We start from the raw sequence: 15,857 nt of genomic DNA, 5'->3' as shown, positions 1-15,857 counted from the left end.
GTTACGAAATTGATTGGTGCTCCTGAGACTGAGCATACCGGTTAACCGGGTAAGACAGCCCTAAATTCCCTCTCAGCGTAGCTGCTTCGTATTCCGTCCGGAACAACCCGCGCTGCTGCAGGATTGGGATGACTTGATCGACGAAATCATGCAGAGCGCCCGGGTAAGCCTCGCCGAGAATAAATCCGTCCGCCGCCTCTTGCTCGAACCAGTCTTGGATACGGTCGGCTACCTGCTCCGGGGTCCCGCTGAATTCGCTCCGGCGCGTCGTCACTTCGAGAGCGGTTTGGCGGAGCGTCAACCGGCGTTCCTTGGCCAGTCTCTTGATGTTGTCCGTCGTGCTCCGGAAGTTGTTGCTGCCGATCTCACCGAGCTCCGGGAATGGCTCATCGAGCGGATATTGGGAGAAATCGTGGTGATCGAAGAACCGTCCGAGAAAGTTGAGCGCATCCGTAATAGTCACAAGCCCCGCAACCTCCTGATATTTGCGCTCCGCCTCCTCTTCCGTCGCTCCGATGATCGGGATGAGTCCCGGCAAAATAACGATGTCGTCAGGCGACCTGCCGTAGGCCACCGCACGCTGCTTCACATCGCGGTAGAACTCCTTCGCCTGCTCCAGGCCTTCCGGGTTCGTATAGACGCCGTCCGCTTCCCGCGCCGCCAAATCCCGCCCGTCGTTCGAGGAGCCCGCTTGGAACACAACCGGGCGCCCTTGTGCGGACCGGCCGATATTGAGCGGACCCTGCACGGAGAAAAACTCTCCTTGATGGTTCAATCGATGCAGTTTGGCCGGGTCAAAAAAGACGCCGGTTTCTTTGTCGCGAACGAACGCATCTTCCTCCCACGAGTCCCACAATCCCTTGGCGACTTGAAGAAACTCCGATGCGATGCGGTACCGCTTCTCGTGAGCGGGGTGCTCGGCTTTGCTGTAGTTCGCCGCCGAGCCTTCCAGCGGAGACGTCACGACGTTCCAGCCCGCACGGCCGCCGCTGATCTGATCGAGCGAGGCGAACTGCCTCGCTACGTTGAACGGCTCGCTGTACGAGGTTGACAGCGTGGCGACCAAGCCGATGCGCGACGTGACCGCAGCCAGCGCCGACAAGATCGTCACCGGCTCGAACCGGTTCAGAAAGAACGGGATCGACTTCTCGTTAATGAAGAGCCCGTCGGGAATGAACGCGAAGTCCAGCTTCCCTTCCTCCGCCTTCCGAATCAGCCTCGTATAATATTCGAAATTCGTGCTGGCGTCCGCCACCGCATCCGGATGCCTCCAGCCGGCCATATTGCCTCCCGGTCCGCGAAGCCCCGCTCCGAATTTCAGCTTTCGTTGCCGTTGTTCTTGTGCCATCGTAAACTCCCCTTTCGCTTCGTCTGTCCGTTACTTGGTCACGGCTTCCTTCGCATACCGGTTGATCGGGAATGGCAGGCCCAAATTGCCGCGCAGCGTATCGGCTTCGTACTCCGTACGGTAAATGCCCCGCTCCTGCAAAATCGGCACCACATAATCGACAAAATCGTTCAGCCCGTTCGGCACGGCCGATCCGACGATAAAGCCGTCCGCTCCGCGGCCTTCGAACCATTCCTGCACCAAATCCGCCACGCGCTCCGGCGTCCCGATAAACTGTGTTTTCGGTGTCGCTTCTCGTAACGCCACCTGACGAAGCGTCAATCCCCGCTCCTGCGCTTCGCGCCGAATACGGTCCGTCGTGCTGCGGAAGCTGTTCTTCCCGATATCGCCGAGATCAGGGAACGGTTCATCCAGCGGATATTGCGTGAAGTCATGGTGATCGTAATATCTGCCGAGGTAGTCCAGCGCCTTGTCGATCGTCACCAGCTCGACGATTTCCTGATATTTGCGCTCCGCTTCTTCCTCGGTTTGCCCGATAATAGGACTGATGCCGGGCAGAATGACGATGTCCTCCGGCGAACGTCCGAATGCTGCCGCTCTGCTCTTCACATCCTGATAAAACTTCTGAGCATCCGCCAATGTCGGATGACCGGTGAAGATGGCGTCTGCCTCTTTGGCCGCAAGGTTTTTGCCGTCCTCCGACGATCCCGCCTGGAAAATGACCGGCTGCCCTTGCTTCGAGCGGGCGATGTTCAACGGGCCTTGAACCGAGAAAAATTCTCCCTTATGGTCGAGCCGGTGCAGCTTGCTCGGATCGAAAAACACTCCTGACTCTTTATCCCGAACGAAAGCATCGTCTTCCCACGAATCCCACAGCCCTTTGGTCACCTGCAAATATTCGGTGGCAATCCGGTACCGCTTCGGATGATCCGGATGCTCTTCGATGGCTTTACTGAAGTTCAGCGCCGACCCTTCCAACGGAGAGGTGACGACATTCCAGCCCGCCCGGCCGTGGCTGATATGGTCAATCGAGGAGAATTGTCTCGCGACGGTGAACGGCTCGCTGTACGAGGTCGACAACGTTCCGACGAGCCCTATGCGGGAGGTTACCGCAGCCAGAGCGGATAAGATCGTAATCGGCTCGAAACGGTTCAAGAAGTGCGGCAGCGATTTTTCGTTAATGTATAAGCCGTCGGCGATAAATACGAGGTCGAATTTGCCTGCTTCCGCTTTTTGCGCCTGCTCCTTGTAAAATTCGAAGTTGACGCTTGCGTCCGCTACCGCTTTCGGATGACGCCAAGCCGACATGTTGCCCCCCACTCCATGAATAATCGCTCCGAATTTGATTTGTCTTTGTTTGGACATTGTATATTCCTCCCCATGATTTGTTCATTCAGTTGTTTCACACTATCGATTCACAATATTGGTTCGCACAGCTGCTTCAGACGGTTTGTTCCGAAAACGCCTCGTGCAGCAGTTCATACGCATGAAGCCTTTTATCGAATCCTTTCATAGCCGCCACGATGATCAGTTCATCGACTTCGTATACTTGCTGCAGCTCCAGGAGCCGCTTGCGGACGGTTTCTTTGGACCCATGAATGATGGGAGCATCCTTCACCTCTACGGTGAAAGGCTCGTCGGTCTGCCGGCCGTATTCCTCCGCCGCCTCCAGCGTCTTTACGTTAATGGTCCGGCCGCTGGCCAAATGGATCTTTACATTCTTGGAATCAACGGCAAGCTCTCTCGCCTCCTCATCCGTATCCGTTACGATCACAGAGACGGCCAGCAGCGCTTGTGTACGGGCGGCGGCTGCGCCGGCAACAACGGATGCCTCTGCATTGAACTGCTTCCGGTACGTGTCGAGCGATTCCCGAATCGCCGCTTCATCCCCGTTTATAAATTGCGCGAATACATAGGGAATGCCGGTCTTTGCCGCCAATTGCGCGCTGGATACGCTGGTCCCGAGCAAATAGAGAGAGGCCGGCTGTTCCGGATGCGGTATCGCCTTTACTCCGTAATTCGGATGATCCTCCGGAAGCTTCCGGTGTAAATGCTGCTCCAGCTCGATCAGCTTCTCTTCAAGCGGTTTGACTGAAGCATCTTCACCTTGCTGCAATGCTCTTGTAGATCGGGGAAGTCCTCCGGGAGCCCTCCCTATGCCAAGATCCACCCTGCCGGGTGCCAGCGCCGATAGCACATTGAAATTTTCCGCTACCTTATAGGGGCTGTAATGCTGCAGCATGACACCGCCGGAACCGATGCGGATCGTCCGGGTATGCGCCAGCAGATGGGAGATCAGCACTTCCGGAGACGATCCGACCACGTTATCCGAATCGTGATGCTCCGATACCCAGAATCGGTAATAGCCGAGCTCTTCGGCCTTTTTTACTAGCTCAATCGTATGGCGAAACGCTTGCTCCGCCGTCTCGTTCTCGCCGATTGGACTTTGATCCAATATGCTTAGCTTCAGTCCCACGTTCCACACCTCACTCCCGCATTTTTATAAACAATATTTCCTATTGGATTGCTTGGTTTTAATCCATGGATAAAGCTTATCATCGAGCCTATAGAGCGTCAACGGGCCAGATAATAAGGCTTTTCTATTCTTCAATAGAACAAATCTATCTTACCGCCGCCTCCACATGCAGCTCTTTGCCGACATCGAGAATGGTCTTATACATGTCCGAGCATTCTCCCTTGAGAGCGATCAGATTCGTCCGCAGCGACAGGCTGGCAAGGGAGGCTACATCGATAGGGAATAGCTGCTTTTCCCTGCATTCCTGAGCAACCGATAAGGCCGGCAGGAAGCCGATCCCCATTTTTTGCAGCACCAATTTCTTGGCCGTCTCCACATTATCGATGTGATACTCTATGTTCGGCGGACGGTCCAGCGTCTCGAACAACCGGTGAATCTTCATCCAGTCAAGAGAGCCGCATTCGAAGAATACAAGCGGTTGACCCGCAACATCTTCAATATCCACCCTGTTCATTCGGCGAAACGGATGGTCCTCGTACACAAACAGCTTGATGGGATCTTCGTAAAATTTAATGGAATCGACATGCGGATGCGTAATGTTGCGCACCAGCCCTAATTCAATTTCTTTATTAAGCACTTTTTCCATGATCGCCTCGCTAGGCGCAGTAATCAGCTTGATCTGGATATCCGGATACTTTCGTTTGAATAGAGGAAGGATTTGGGGAATAATATAATTCGATACCGAGACGGTGCAGCCGATTCGCACCTCGTGCAGCGCCGTTTTCATTTGCCGGAGCTGCTGCTTGCCTTTTTTCAGCGACTGCAGTATTTGTTGGGCGTAAGGCAGGAACTGCTTCCCTTTCTCCGTTAACGTAAAATGTCTCCCTTCCCTATCGAACAGCTTGGCGTCCAGCTCCCGCTCCAGCGTCTGAATCCGGGCCGAGATGGAAGGCTGGGACAGGAACAAGGCGTCAGCGGCCTTATTGAAGCTGTTGTAGTGGATCACATAGACGAATGCTTCTATGTTCTCAATGTTCATGTGATCAGCCTCCTAATTGAGAGAAAAAAAAGAGACACACCCGCCTCCTTGGCAGATGTATCTCCAGTTATCCGGTCGATACTTCATTATTCCAATGTGTTTACTTGTATATTATTTAATTCGATAACGGTTCGTTTGTCAATCATATTTTTACAAATTTTCAGTTTATTTATTAGACATGCACTTCCGCCGTTCACTCACCCCAGCTGGCCTATGGCAAAGAATGCGCCTCCCGCTGCCAGTACTCCTGCGATCCAACCGAGCGCCGTTCGCCGATTCGGCATCGGCCCGTCGCGGAGCACCCGGATTCCCAACGGTACAAGCGCAATGCATGCTCCTGCCGCTGCGGCAATCGAGAACAGCGTCGTCCCTTTGAGCACCCCCAAGGGAAGGCCTGACATCAAGGCAAGTGCGGCAGCACCAAATAAATTGAGCGTTCCTGCGCGATAAGCGCCAATAGCGAGCACGATCCATCCAAGCAGAATGGCAAGATTCAAGCTGCTGAATATGTGGAACGCCCCATAGGAATCCGCCACAGCCTTCACAGCCGGCTCAAGACCTTGGTGGCGTACGAGCTGAAAAGCAAGATGGTCCACACCGGCATGAAACGTCCGGGCGAACAACCCGCATACGGCAAAGACGCCTCCCCAAAGCGCCCAACCCCGCTGCTTGATCTGGATCAACCCGACAAGCATAATTACAGCAGGCCACATAAGCACCGTGCCTGTGGAGAAAAAGCTGTAGGACACCGTCATTAGGACCGGATGCGTACGTACCGCTTCAAGCTGATTGGGGAAAAAGAAATGGAATTTCACCCGGAGCAGCACTCCCGCCATGAGCAGCATCGGCCCGAGAACCAACGCTGCGCCTCCGATCCAGCGGCCGGGAAACATACATCCGCCCCCGCCTTGACTGACTTCTTGAACATCATATTTCATGTCACAGCCTCCTCACATCGTGAAATAGCCATAACCAATGTAACAGAGTGATCTTAACAACTATGTATGGTTTTGCTTACTATTTTCTTAAGTACAACCGCTTGCACAGGCTTCCTGGCCAAAAAGGATTCCTTTTCAGCCGTCTGCATTATGACTTGTCCGTACATCCTTTGCTATAATAGGCATATCAGGCGAAGGGAGTTGTTGTTCTATGGAGTGCAGGCCAGGCTGTGCCGCATGCTGTATCGTCGTCTCCATCTCATCCCCTATTCCCGGTATGCCGGAGGGGAAGCCGGCCGGCGTCCGGTGCATCCAGCTTTCGGAAGAGAATCGATGCCTGTTGTTCGGTAAACCGGAGCGTCCGGACGTTTGCGGCAGCTTGCGGCCAACGGAAGAGATGTGCGGTCCATCGAACGAGGACGCGTTCAGAATTTTGCTTGCTATGGAAGAAGCGACCAAGCCATCCACCTAGCTTGAGAAGAAGCATCTACAGTAGTACCAGCCATGACTCAATAGCCCTGCCGACTTTGTAAAGTGCACCCCTTAGAATAGACATTGGAAAAACCCCTAGGTTAATCCGATGAATTCTAGGGGGTGTATTTTTTATGGCAGTAAGAGGTCAGAAGTTTAAAACGTATTCAGAGGAATTGAAGAAAGAAGCTATTCGCCTTCATATGGAGGAGAAGTGGTCGTATCGGCAGATTACGGAGCATTTAGAGATTCATGACAAAGATCGGGTCAAGAAGTGGATGCGGAGGTATAAGCAATTAGGTGAGTTTGGACTCCTGGATCAACGAGGACGTCGTGAGGAGTACTTAGATCAAGATCGGTATGTAGCGAAGCTCAAACGGGAGAATGACGTTCTAAAAAAGTGTTTGCAAATTTGGAAACAGGGGGTGTGAACGGAAAGTATAGAATCATTGAAGCTACCGCTGGGCATTATCCAGTCGTGGAGCTGTGCAGCATGCTTAATGTCGCTAGGAGCAGCTACTACGCCTACTTGAAACGCAAATACGCAGCTCCTGACGCTGATTTAAAGGAGAAGATTCTTGCTATTTATGATCAACGTAAGAAGACGGTTGGATATCGGCGGATACAGGACGAATTGTACCGACAGTACAGCCTGTGTGTGAACCATAAGAAGGTACTACGGCTTATGCGAGATTTAGAGATTCAGGCAATCATTCGTCGCAAATATGTTCATCGTTCGACGCGTGAAGCAGCTAAATCTGATGGAAGGATCGCGGAGAATCTACTGCAGAGAGATTTTAATGCGACAGAACCGAATCAAAAATGGGTAACGGATGTGACGCAATATCGAGTATTTGATGATCGCATTTACTTATCCGCAATCAAGGACCTTTGGAATGGGGAAATTGTAGCCTACCATATGAGCAACCGTAATGACAATCCTCTTGTATTAGAGACGTTTACGAAGGCATTTGAAACGCATAAAGACGTGACTGGACTGATCGTTCACAGCGATCAGGGAAGCCAGTACACGTCTCATGCATACCACGACATGCTGCCAAAGGTTGGCGCCCAAATCAGCATGTCCAGGCGAGGCAATTGTTATGATAATGCCTCAATGGAGAGCTTCTTTTCACATTTGAAAGTGGAAGCCCTCTATCCTTATGATATCCGAAACATCGAGGAAGCACAAAGGCGAATAGAAGAATTCATTCATTTTTATAACGAAGAAAGAGCGCAAAGAAAGCTAAACAAGCTGACGCCGATAGAGTACCGACGTCAGCATGCAGCCTAGGGCTTTTTTCAATGTCCGCTATTTGGGGTCTTGACCATTGCGGCATAGGGCTTTTTTATTTTTTTGAATACATATAGGTATTCGTCTCCTTGACCGGGGAATCCAAGGATGTTATGATTTTATTGATCAATAGATCAATTTTTTGATCAAATAATCAATTATCTATCATGGAGGGATTCGCATGAGCAGCAATGAAAGCAAGACAAGTAACGAGAACCCCGTCTGGCTATTGAAATGGATTCCTGTACTGAGCTCAGCGCTAGGCGGAGGAGCCTTATGGTATAGCTGGCTTCTATATCACGAAATGGCGTTATCCGGGTTGGCTTGGCATGGTCTGATCAAGGCCGTGTTCATGGCTGGGGCGGGGATCTTGTGCTTGGCGGCCGCAGTCTTGTTCTTAGCAGGCCGTTCTTCCGGCTGGTCCGTACTAAAAGGCGGGTTGTCTTTGATTCCGATTATGCTGATGACCAATTTAATGATACTCCTCATTCGCGGCGTCATCGCTTTGGTTCAAGGAGAAGCTCAACCGTTCTGGGACCGCCTGTTCAGCGAGCCGAAGCATTTGATTATTCCCGTCATTGTGGTAGCATTTGCTTTACTAGGAGTGTTGAATAAAAGGAGTAACCCAAACAACAGTCAATAAGGAGAGGCCATGAAGGAAGAGAACAAGAAAGACGAAGGCAAATCCTCATTTATCGCAGAAGCCCGGCGCGAGCAGATTATTGAAGCAGCGATCCGGACCTTGGACGAGATCGGCTATGTCAAAGCCAGCCTTGCTCAGATCGCAAAAAAAGCGGGGATCAGCACAGCGTTGATTTCCTATCATTTTGCCGATAAAAACGATCTGATGAACCATCTTCTGATGAAGCTTGTGGAAAGGTCCACCACTTATATTTTGAACCGTGTTCGTCAGGAACATACGCCGCAAGAGAAACTAAGTACTTTTATTACGGCCAGTCTGGCCTACCAGGGTACGCATCCCGCCCATAACGCCGCACTGCTGGAAATTATTTTTAACGCCCGGACGGCCGATGATATCCCTTACTACAAGATAAGCGACGATGAAGAGGATTCATTGATGAAGGAGCTGCAGCATATTCTGCGCGAAGGACAGGAGCAAGGGGTGTTTGGAGCATTCCATATCGACGTCATGGCGAATCTGATTCAGGGCGGCATTGGAGAATATATGCTGAACTCGGCTCTGACCCGCAAAGTCGACCTGGAGACTTATAGCAGCGAGCTGGTCGCCATCATCAACCGGGCTGTCCGGACATTGTAATCTATATGCCGGTACCCTATCGCGGACGCAAAATAACCCCACAAGGTGGAGCTTTAGCTTCGAAGTAAATGTGATACTTTGCAGGGTGCCCCGATCGAATAAATGTTATCAATGTAAAAATATCCCTGCATCACTAGGTTACGATGATGCAGGGATACTATTTTTTTCAAAACCCACTTCGCTAACGTCAATCGGTTTGCATACGCGTCTACAAGTTGACTACATAATTCGTAATCCGTCTAACTACAACCCGAGCAGCTTCTTCGATAGAAGTTCTGCTTGTATCGATTTCGATTACCGGGTTTCCGGCTGCATCATCGGTGCTCGAGCTGCCTGCGAACGAACCGTCTAGATTCACTTCCGTATATTCTTTGCCGAGGATGTCTCTCACCGTTGCCCGGTCGTTTTCATGCAAGGAATTAGAAACCAATGCAATAAGTCCCGCATCATTCATTAATTTGACTACTTCCGCCACTCGCCGCGCCGGCTCTCCCTGGCGGTTCTCTAGCAGCATAGTATGGTAGCCTGACGATACCAAACGTTTCTCGACTTCCTTCGCAAGGGGCGATTGATCCGCAACCGATCCGGTAAACCAGAGCGTCAATGGGTTCTGTCCTTTTTGCTGAGCACGAACCTCTCTCGTAATCTCCGTATCCAGCTGTGCCACTCGTTGGGATCTTTGAATGGCTTGGTCGATAACGCCACAAGCGGATGTCATATTGGTTACACGATCGATCAGAATAAATCCGCCAATGCTTTTATATTGCTCAAAGGAATCAATAACGATGTTGTCCGCTAAAGAAAACTCACATTTCGCCAATTCATTTTTGACAATTTGATCAGCCGGCACCGTATTTCCAGTATTAATATCGATCTTATGAGTAATTGCCGTTACCGTGCCGGGCAGTACTTTTGTGCCTACTTTGACCAAATAGTTTTTACCCGGAGTCAGAACGGAATCATCCATCCACAGAATCGTCGCGGTAAAACTGTCAGCCTCGGTTATTTGGTTGTCCTTCGTGAAAACACAGCCCCGCGAAACGTCGACCTCCCGGTCCAATTGAATAGTTACGGGTTGTCCGGCATGAGCCGAATCCCTGTCTTGATCCGTCACTAAGATCCGTTTGACTTTCGCTCTCTCACGGCTAGGCAGCGTAGTCAGCTCATCGCCGACCGCGATATGCCCGGTCTCAATCTGGCCTTGGAAGCCGCGGAATGTATGGTCCGGTCTGCAGACACGCTGAATGGGCATCATAAATTGCTTCAAGTCGTTGGTATTATGGACATCCACATTTTCTAAATACGACAGCAACGGAAGACCCTCATACCAAGGGGTATTTTGCGACTTTTTGGTAATGTTATCCCCTTCTGTGGCAGAAACAGGAATTACTTGGATGCTTTGAAGGTGAAATTCGGCAGTCGTCCGGAAAAAATCTTCTTTGATCTCATCAAATTTCGTTTGATCAAAGCCTACCAAATCCATTTTGTTCACAGCTAATACAAGATGCTTAATTCCCATGAGTGCGCATATCCGGGCATGGCGCTTAGTCTGAGTAATGACCCCTTTGGTCGCGTCTACGAGAATCACTGCAAGATCCGCAAAGGATGCGCCTACCGCCATGTTACGGGTATATTCTTCGTGTCCCGGCGTGTCCGCTACAATGAATGAACGGTGATCCGTCGTAAAATACCGATACGCCACGTCTATCGTTATCCCTTGTTCACGCTCAGCCAGCAAGCCGTCAAGAAGCAGGGAATAGTCGATTTTTCCGCCGCGGCTTCCGAGCCGGCTGTCCAGCTCCAATGCTTTTTCCTGGTCGGCGAACAACAGCTTCGCGTCATAAAGCATATGTCCGATTAACGTGGATTTGCCGTCGTCTACACTTCCGCATGTAATAAATTTAAGCAGACTTTTCATTAAAAATAGCCCTCCCGTTTCCGTCTTTCCATACTACCAGCCGCTTCCTGGTCAATAACCCGGCTTGTCCGTTCGGATGAAACCGCGCCAAGAGTTTCTTCTATTATGGCATCAAGTGTATCCGCCTCCGACTCGATACCGCCAGTAAGCGGATAACAGCCTAGCGTGCGAAAACGCATCTTCATCATTTCCACTTGTTCATGAGGCTCTAGCTTCAACCGGTCGTCATCCACCATGATGATATGTCCGTCGCGGTTAACGACAGGCCTTTCTTTGGCAAAATAGAGGGGCACAATGTCAATGTTTTCTCTGCGAATGTATTGCCAAATATCTTTTTCCGTCCAGTTGGATAACGGGAAGACGCGAATGCTCTCGCCTTTATTGATTTTTGTGTTGAACAGCTTCCACATTTCCGGCCGCTGGTTTTTCGGATCCCACGCATGGTTCTTATTCCGAAATGAAAAAATCCGCTCCTTCGCACGCGACTTTTCCTCGTCACGTCTTCCGCCGCCAAACGCAGCCGTAAATCCGTATTTGTCCAATCCCTGCTTCAATGCTTGGGTTTTCATAATATCGGTATACGCGGCACCATGATCAAATGGGTTGATTCCTTGCTTAACACCTTCCTCATTCGAGTGGACAATCATTTCGATCCCGAATTCTTTGGCTTTGCGGTCGCGGAATTCGATCATTTCTTTAAATTTCCACGTGGTGTCAATGTGCATGAAAGGAAATGGCGGTTTCTCGGGATAAAAGGCTTTCAGCGCCAAATGCAGCATCACGGAGCTGTCCTTCCCGATCGAATACAGCATCACGGGATTCTCACATTCCGCCGCTACTTCTCGAATAATATAAATCGCTTCAGCCTCGAGTTGATCCAGATGCGTCATTTCTTGTATGGAATCAAGCATCAGTTTTTCCATGGAAAAGGTGCCTCCTTTTAATTCATACTAAATCTATCGTATTTCTTTATATCCTATCAGATTCTAGCTTTTATGCAAAGTGGTAGAATCTAAGATTCTCCAAATTTCTATTATTTTTCTTTGAATAATGGGTATTTTTTTTGAAATTCGACATTCTTTGCCGCTGCAGGAGCAGTCGTTGGAATGAGACGTAAGTTCTTGTACCCATCCAAAAAAGCTAAAAAGGCCGCCTGAATCGGCGACCCCAATGACATTGATATTCGTAGAACCTATCCGCTCGCACGATAGAGCAGCTCTATGCAGTGACTCGGCTTTTAAAAAGGCTGCCCTTCGGCAATCTGTACACCGCCGCTTTCGACCCCATTTTTTACTCTGACTACCTTGAACGTATAGCTGCTTCCGCTTGTAAGCCCGGTAATTGTCACGGATGTCACTCCTTGCGGAATCGGCCCGGCTGCCTTCGTGCCGTCCTGCCGATATATGTTGACAAAAGTATAGTCCGATCTCGCCATCGTTTCGGCAGGCTCGCTCCAGCTTACAGTTGCCGACCCGCTGCCCCAGCTCACGCTCGGATTCAGTACATCGGCAGGCGGCTGAATGCCGGACAGTCCAATGCTTTTCATACCGGCCTGAACCGAAGCGTTGTTCGTGAACCATCTCCAGACGAAGCCGCTGCGGTAATTTTCGATCATCAGCAGTGGTCCACCCACGTTAATGACCGAGTAATCGTCAGCATACCATGCCGGGCTTACAGCCAAATTGACTCCGTCATAAAACCCGTAAGGTCCCCAGAGTTCAGGAAGGTCATTATAATAATGGTTCATCGCATCGATCGACTGCTGCGGGGCAAACACGATAGCGGCGGCTGCGCCGGCCGGAGGCAATGTCCCGGTCGTCTGCTGAGCCGTATTGCTGCTCCCGGACGGCGGCGCTCCATTTTTCCCCTCGTATCCATTCGGGCCTTTCCCCGCCAGCAGCCCCCATGCATTCGTTCCGTAGGTAGAATACTGTGACGCCATATCAATGGAATACTGCCTGTTGGTTTGCACCGCTTTCTGTGAATTGTCGTACCAGTTCACTCCCTGCAGATCGACTTTGTTGCGAAAATCGACCCAGGCATGAGAGTACAAATACGTATGCATGGAACCGAACCATGAATAAATGTACGATGGTCCCGTCCCGTAGGATCCTTCATTCCGGTTGAAGCCGTAAAACATATCGCCGCTGACCGGATGGGTTGACGAACCGGCCGCCAGTACGTAGAGAGCCAGCTGCTCGCCGCTGTTGGTCCAGCGGGTGCCGTACCCGGTGTCCGGACGGTACCCTTTATAAAACTGATTCGTCACAGGGTCTCGCATCCATTGCCAATCGACCCGGTCATATAGCTGCTGTGCCAGCTGTTTAACCGTCCCGCCAAAATATTGACCCGCCACAATCGCGCCGCTGACGGCACGGACCGTATCGACGGACGAAGCCTCAGCTTCACTGTTTCTCTTCCCCGTGGACATATTCACGAAGTGGTACAGAAAACCGTGCTCATGATCCACGTTGTTCAACAGCGTGTTGAGCGTTCCAATCGCTCTGGTCTCGGCGTCCGTCCTCAACACCCACCCCCGTTCTGCTCCAATCGCAAGCGCAGCAAGGCCAAAGCCGACTCCGGCCGTACTGCTTATATTCACATTGTTGCCCGTGATGCCCTTAGGTACAAGTCCGTAGCCCGGGCTGTTCGGATCCGTATTGGCCGTATTCCAGAAATAGTCGAATGACTTGCGGCTGACAAGCTCCAGGATGGGGGGATCGCCAGAAGGCGGTATAGTCAGCGGCACTAGGGTCTGATCAACCGTACCCGGGGACGGCTGCCGGTGATAGGAGTCCGGCGTTTTACGCTGCATAATACTACTTCCATCTATTGGATAGTAATAGTCCACGCTCTCTCCTCTGATGAAATCGGTGCCTCCAACGAAGGTTGCCCCGACGATCCGGCCAACTGCCGGGTCTGTGCCGGCCGGAACCAGCGCAATATCTCTTCGCAGGCCGTTCGGCAGCCCATTGCCAAAGACCTGCAGCATAACCAGATCGTCGGAAGTCAAGCTCGTTCCGTATAACGTATTGAAACCGTTCAAGCTTCCGGCTGCGGTTCCCGATAAGCTCTTCTTTTTCAGCCAAATGACTTTGCTCTTGTAAGCTCCAATAATCGCATTGGATGAACCGGGATAGGGCTCGATCGTGCCGAGCGCTGCTATTTTGGAGGAGCTGAACGGCTGCGTATTGTCCCAAAACAGATATACATTCGTAGTGACTAGGTCCATGGCGGTCGAGCTGTTATTGTAAATCTCTATGTATTCGTAAGCCTCGTTGGGATCGTTCGGATAAGCCATCAACTCGGTTACAAGCAAAGGTGGAACCGTGCCGGCATGTGCTGTTTGCTGAGCAGGAACTATTCCGAAGCTTGCCATTAATAAAGCTAGCAGCAATATGAATACGGTCACGATTCGACCTTTGTAATATGGATGAACACTCATTGTTTTCCTCCTAATGGTCACTTGATATCAGCGGCGGTCCCCTGCTCCATGTGCGTGGAAGGTATAATAGCCGATTCCAAGAAGTTCTGTAATCGCTTTCAAATTAGTCCGTACAAAAGGATCCGCTGTTCTCATCTCCTGTGGTACTGTAGGGCTGCTCCTCATAGAGCAGCTCCGTACCTGCACAACAATCGAAACAGGATTCCATTAATGAACCGGCGCGTATTTCGTCATCAGCGCTTCTGCAGCTTCATGATACCCTTCACGGCGGAGCCGCTCCACCCAGTCCTCCAGTTTCACGTACTTCCATGGACCCGTCTCGATAACCTGATGCAGCGGGTCCATCCGGCTGCCCGGCTGTCCCAGCTGCTCCTGTGTCCAGAGCGCTATTCGGTGGTCCATTTCCTTGACGATATCGGGATATCGCTCCGCTGCATTGTCCAATTGAAACGGATCGTTCTCCATGTCGTATAAAGTGACCGGATCAAAGCGATACAGCCCCGGGTGGTAAGTACGGATATAGTGCCACTTGCGGTCACGAACGGCCCTTTGGCAAGTATACAGACCGTGATCCATTACAAGATAATCCCTACCAGCCCAATGCTCGCCTCGCAGTGCTGGCATGAAGGATCGGCCGTCCCAGCCTCCCGGAACGGTTAACCCGGTCATTTCGGTTATGGTTGCAATCACGTCCACGTTGTATACGAATTCATCGCATACGGTTCCCGGCTGCGTAATGCCCGGAGCCTTGATGATCAGCGGAATGTGGTGTACCGGCTCGGTAGCACTGGCGTGCTCCATATAAATCCCTTGCTCGCCCATTGATTCTCCATGATCGGCACTGATAATGAACGTGACCTCATCCTCTATGCCGAGCCCTCTTAACGTCTGAAGAAGCTCGCCCACATGTTTATCCATGTAACTGATTCCGCCGTCGTATCCGTTCAGCAGCCGCTCGAAATCCCGGCGGTCGCGGATTTGTCCGGGCATCGTCTCCGGAATATGCTCGGCCGTATGCAGGAAAGATGCGGACCTCGGGAACACATCCTCGCGATGCTTCCGGATCGTCTCTTCATCCGGGAATGCCTTCGCCGGCTCGCCGTTCCACTGCTCAGCGTATTCCGGAGGATACGTGTACATCGTATGAGGGTCCCAATACTGAATATGCAGGAAGTAATCCTCCTCCTTCCCGTGCCGCTGCAGCCACGGAATCACCGCTGCGTTCACCTCGTCCGCATTCTCGTTCCCTTCCTTGAGCGTATGCGTATGCACTTCATCCCACCCGGCAAAATACCACCAAGCATGATGACGGTCGCCGAACGAGGAGAAGGTTACCGTCTTCAATCCGGCTTGCCGCAAGTGACGCGTAAAAAAAGCATAATGCTCACTGTGGCCGTCCCCTTCCGGATAATAAAAATCGTAGCCAGGCCCCCAATGGGTAAGCGCTCCGTGATGGATGGCGAACCGTCCCGACATGAAGCTTGCCCGTGAGGGAACGCAAGGCGATGAAGCACAGTAGCATCGTGTGAATATGGCCCCTTCCGCTGCAATAGCATCGATATTCGGCGTCGTATTTCGTTCATACCCGTAACAGCCCATATGATCGGGCCGCAATGAATCGATATCCAGATAAATGATTCGCATCGCCG

General features: G+C 51.4%; 14 protein-coding genes. 5 read left to right on the top strand and 9 right to left on the bottom strand.

The annotated features are described in order from the left end of the window. Position 1 precedes the first annotated feature (1 nt). The 5 genes from DVH26_RS13030 to DVH26_RS13010 all read right to left on the bottom strand — a co-directional run bounded on the left by DVH26_RS13030 (position 2) and on the right by DVH26_RS13010 (position 5,801). Positions 2 to 1,348, bottom strand: coding sequence for an LLM class flavin-dependent oxidoreductase (locus tag DVH26_RS13030; protein WP_239634111.1), 1,347 nt, complete (start codon positions 1,346 to 1,348; stop codon positions 2 to 4). A gap of 30 nt (positions 1,349 to 1,378) precedes the next feature. Continuing rightward, positions 1,379 to 2,713, bottom strand: a complete 1,335-nt coding sequence (locus DVH26_RS13025) for an LLM class flavin-dependent oxidoreductase (RefSeq protein WP_239634110.1) — start codon at positions 2,711 to 2,713, stop codon at positions 1,379 to 1,381. A gap of 76 nt (positions 2,714 to 2,789) precedes the next feature. Beyond that, positions 2,790 to 3,824, bottom strand: a complete 1,035-nt coding sequence (locus DVH26_RS13020; protein ID WP_239634109.1) for an LLM class flavin-dependent oxidoreductase — start codon at positions 3,822 to 3,824, stop codon at positions 2,790 to 2,792. 145 nt (positions 3,825 to 3,969) lie between these two features. After that, positions 3,970 to 4,863 (bottom strand): LysR family transcriptional regulator, encoded by an 894-nt coding sequence (locus DVH26_RS13015; RefSeq protein WP_239634108.1) that lies wholly within the window; start codon positions 4,861 to 4,863, stop codon positions 3,970 to 3,972. A 197-nt stretch (positions 4,864 to 5,060) separates the two neighbouring features. Continuing rightward, positions 5,061 to 5,801, bottom strand: a complete 741-nt coding sequence (locus DVH26_RS13010) for a hypothetical protein (RefSeq protein ID WP_239634107.1) — start codon at positions 5,799 to 5,801, stop codon at positions 5,061 to 5,063. A gap of 211 nt (positions 5,802 to 6,012) precedes the next feature. Here DVH26_RS13010 and DVH26_RS13005 point away from each other — a divergent pair, with 211 nt between their 5' ends. The 5 genes from DVH26_RS13005 to DVH26_RS12985 all read left to right on the top strand — a co-directional run bounded on the left by DVH26_RS13005 (position 6,013) and on the right by DVH26_RS12985 (position 8,845). Continuing rightward, on the top strand, positions 6,013 to 6,273 hold the full coding sequence (locus tag DVH26_RS13005) for a YkgJ family cysteine cluster protein (RefSeq protein WP_239634106.1): 261 nt from the start codon (positions 6,013 to 6,015) through the stop codon (positions 6,271 to 6,273). A 133-nt stretch (positions 6,274 to 6,406) separates the two neighbouring features. Continuing rightward, positions 6,407 to 6,703, top strand: coding sequence for a helix-turn-helix domain-containing protein (locus DVH26_RS13000; RefSeq protein ID WP_239624353.1), 297 nt, complete (start codon positions 6,407 to 6,409; stop codon positions 6,701 to 6,703). Next, on the top strand, positions 6,673 to 7,566 hold the full coding sequence (locus tag DVH26_RS12995; protein ID WP_345774002.1) for an IS3 family transposase: 894 nt from the start codon (positions 6,673 to 6,675) through the stop codon (positions 7,564 to 7,566). Before DVH26_RS13000 ends, DVH26_RS12995 begins: the two co-directional genes overlap by 31 nt. Positions 7,567 to 7,747: 181 nt before the next feature. Then, a complete protein-coding gene (locus DVH26_RS12990; protein WP_239634105.1) occupies positions 7,748 to 8,209 on the top strand; it encodes a hypothetical protein in 462 nt (153 codons plus the stop codon). A gap of 9 nt (positions 8,210 to 8,218) precedes the next feature. Beyond that, complete coding sequence (locus DVH26_RS12985) at positions 8,219 to 8,845, top strand: TetR/AcrR family transcriptional regulator (RefSeq protein WP_239634104.1); 627 nt, start codon at positions 8,219 to 8,221, stop codon at positions 8,843 to 8,845. A gap of 208 nt (positions 8,846 to 9,053) precedes the next feature. Here DVH26_RS12985 and DVH26_RS12980 read toward each other — a convergent pair whose 3' ends face one another. From DVH26_RS12980 to DVH26_RS12965, 4 genes are all read right to left on the bottom strand, one after another. After that, positions 9,054 to 10,763 (bottom strand): GTP-binding protein, encoded by a 1,710-nt coding sequence (locus DVH26_RS12980; RefSeq protein WP_239634103.1) that lies wholly within the window; start codon positions 10,761 to 10,763, stop codon positions 9,054 to 9,056. Next, on the bottom strand, positions 10,763 to 11,686 hold the full coding sequence (cysD, locus tag DVH26_RS12975; protein WP_239634102.1) for a sulfate adenylyltransferase subunit CysD: 924 nt from the start codon (positions 11,684 to 11,686) through the stop codon (positions 10,763 to 10,765). Before cysD ends, DVH26_RS12980 begins: the two co-directional genes overlap by 1 nt. Before the next feature lie 314 nt (positions 11,687 to 12,000). Beyond that, complete coding sequence (locus DVH26_RS12970) at positions 12,001 to 14,208, bottom strand: glucoamylase family protein (protein WP_239634101.1); 2,208 nt, start codon at positions 14,206 to 14,208, stop codon at positions 12,001 to 12,003. A gap of 207 nt (positions 14,209 to 14,415) precedes the next feature. Beyond that, positions 14,416 to 15,852, bottom strand: coding sequence for a sulfatase family protein (locus DVH26_RS12965; RefSeq protein WP_239634100.1), 1,437 nt, complete (start codon positions 15,850 to 15,852; stop codon positions 14,416 to 14,418). Positions 15,853 to 15,857 lie beyond the last annotated feature (5 nt).

This window comes from Paenibacillus sp. H1-7, assembly GCF_022354825.1.
Lineage (GTDB): Bacteria > Bacillota > Bacilli > Paenibacillales > NBRC-103111 > Paenibacillus_S.
Note: the sequence above shows the minus strand (reverse complement) of the source record. Positions and strands in the feature narration are given on the sequence as shown.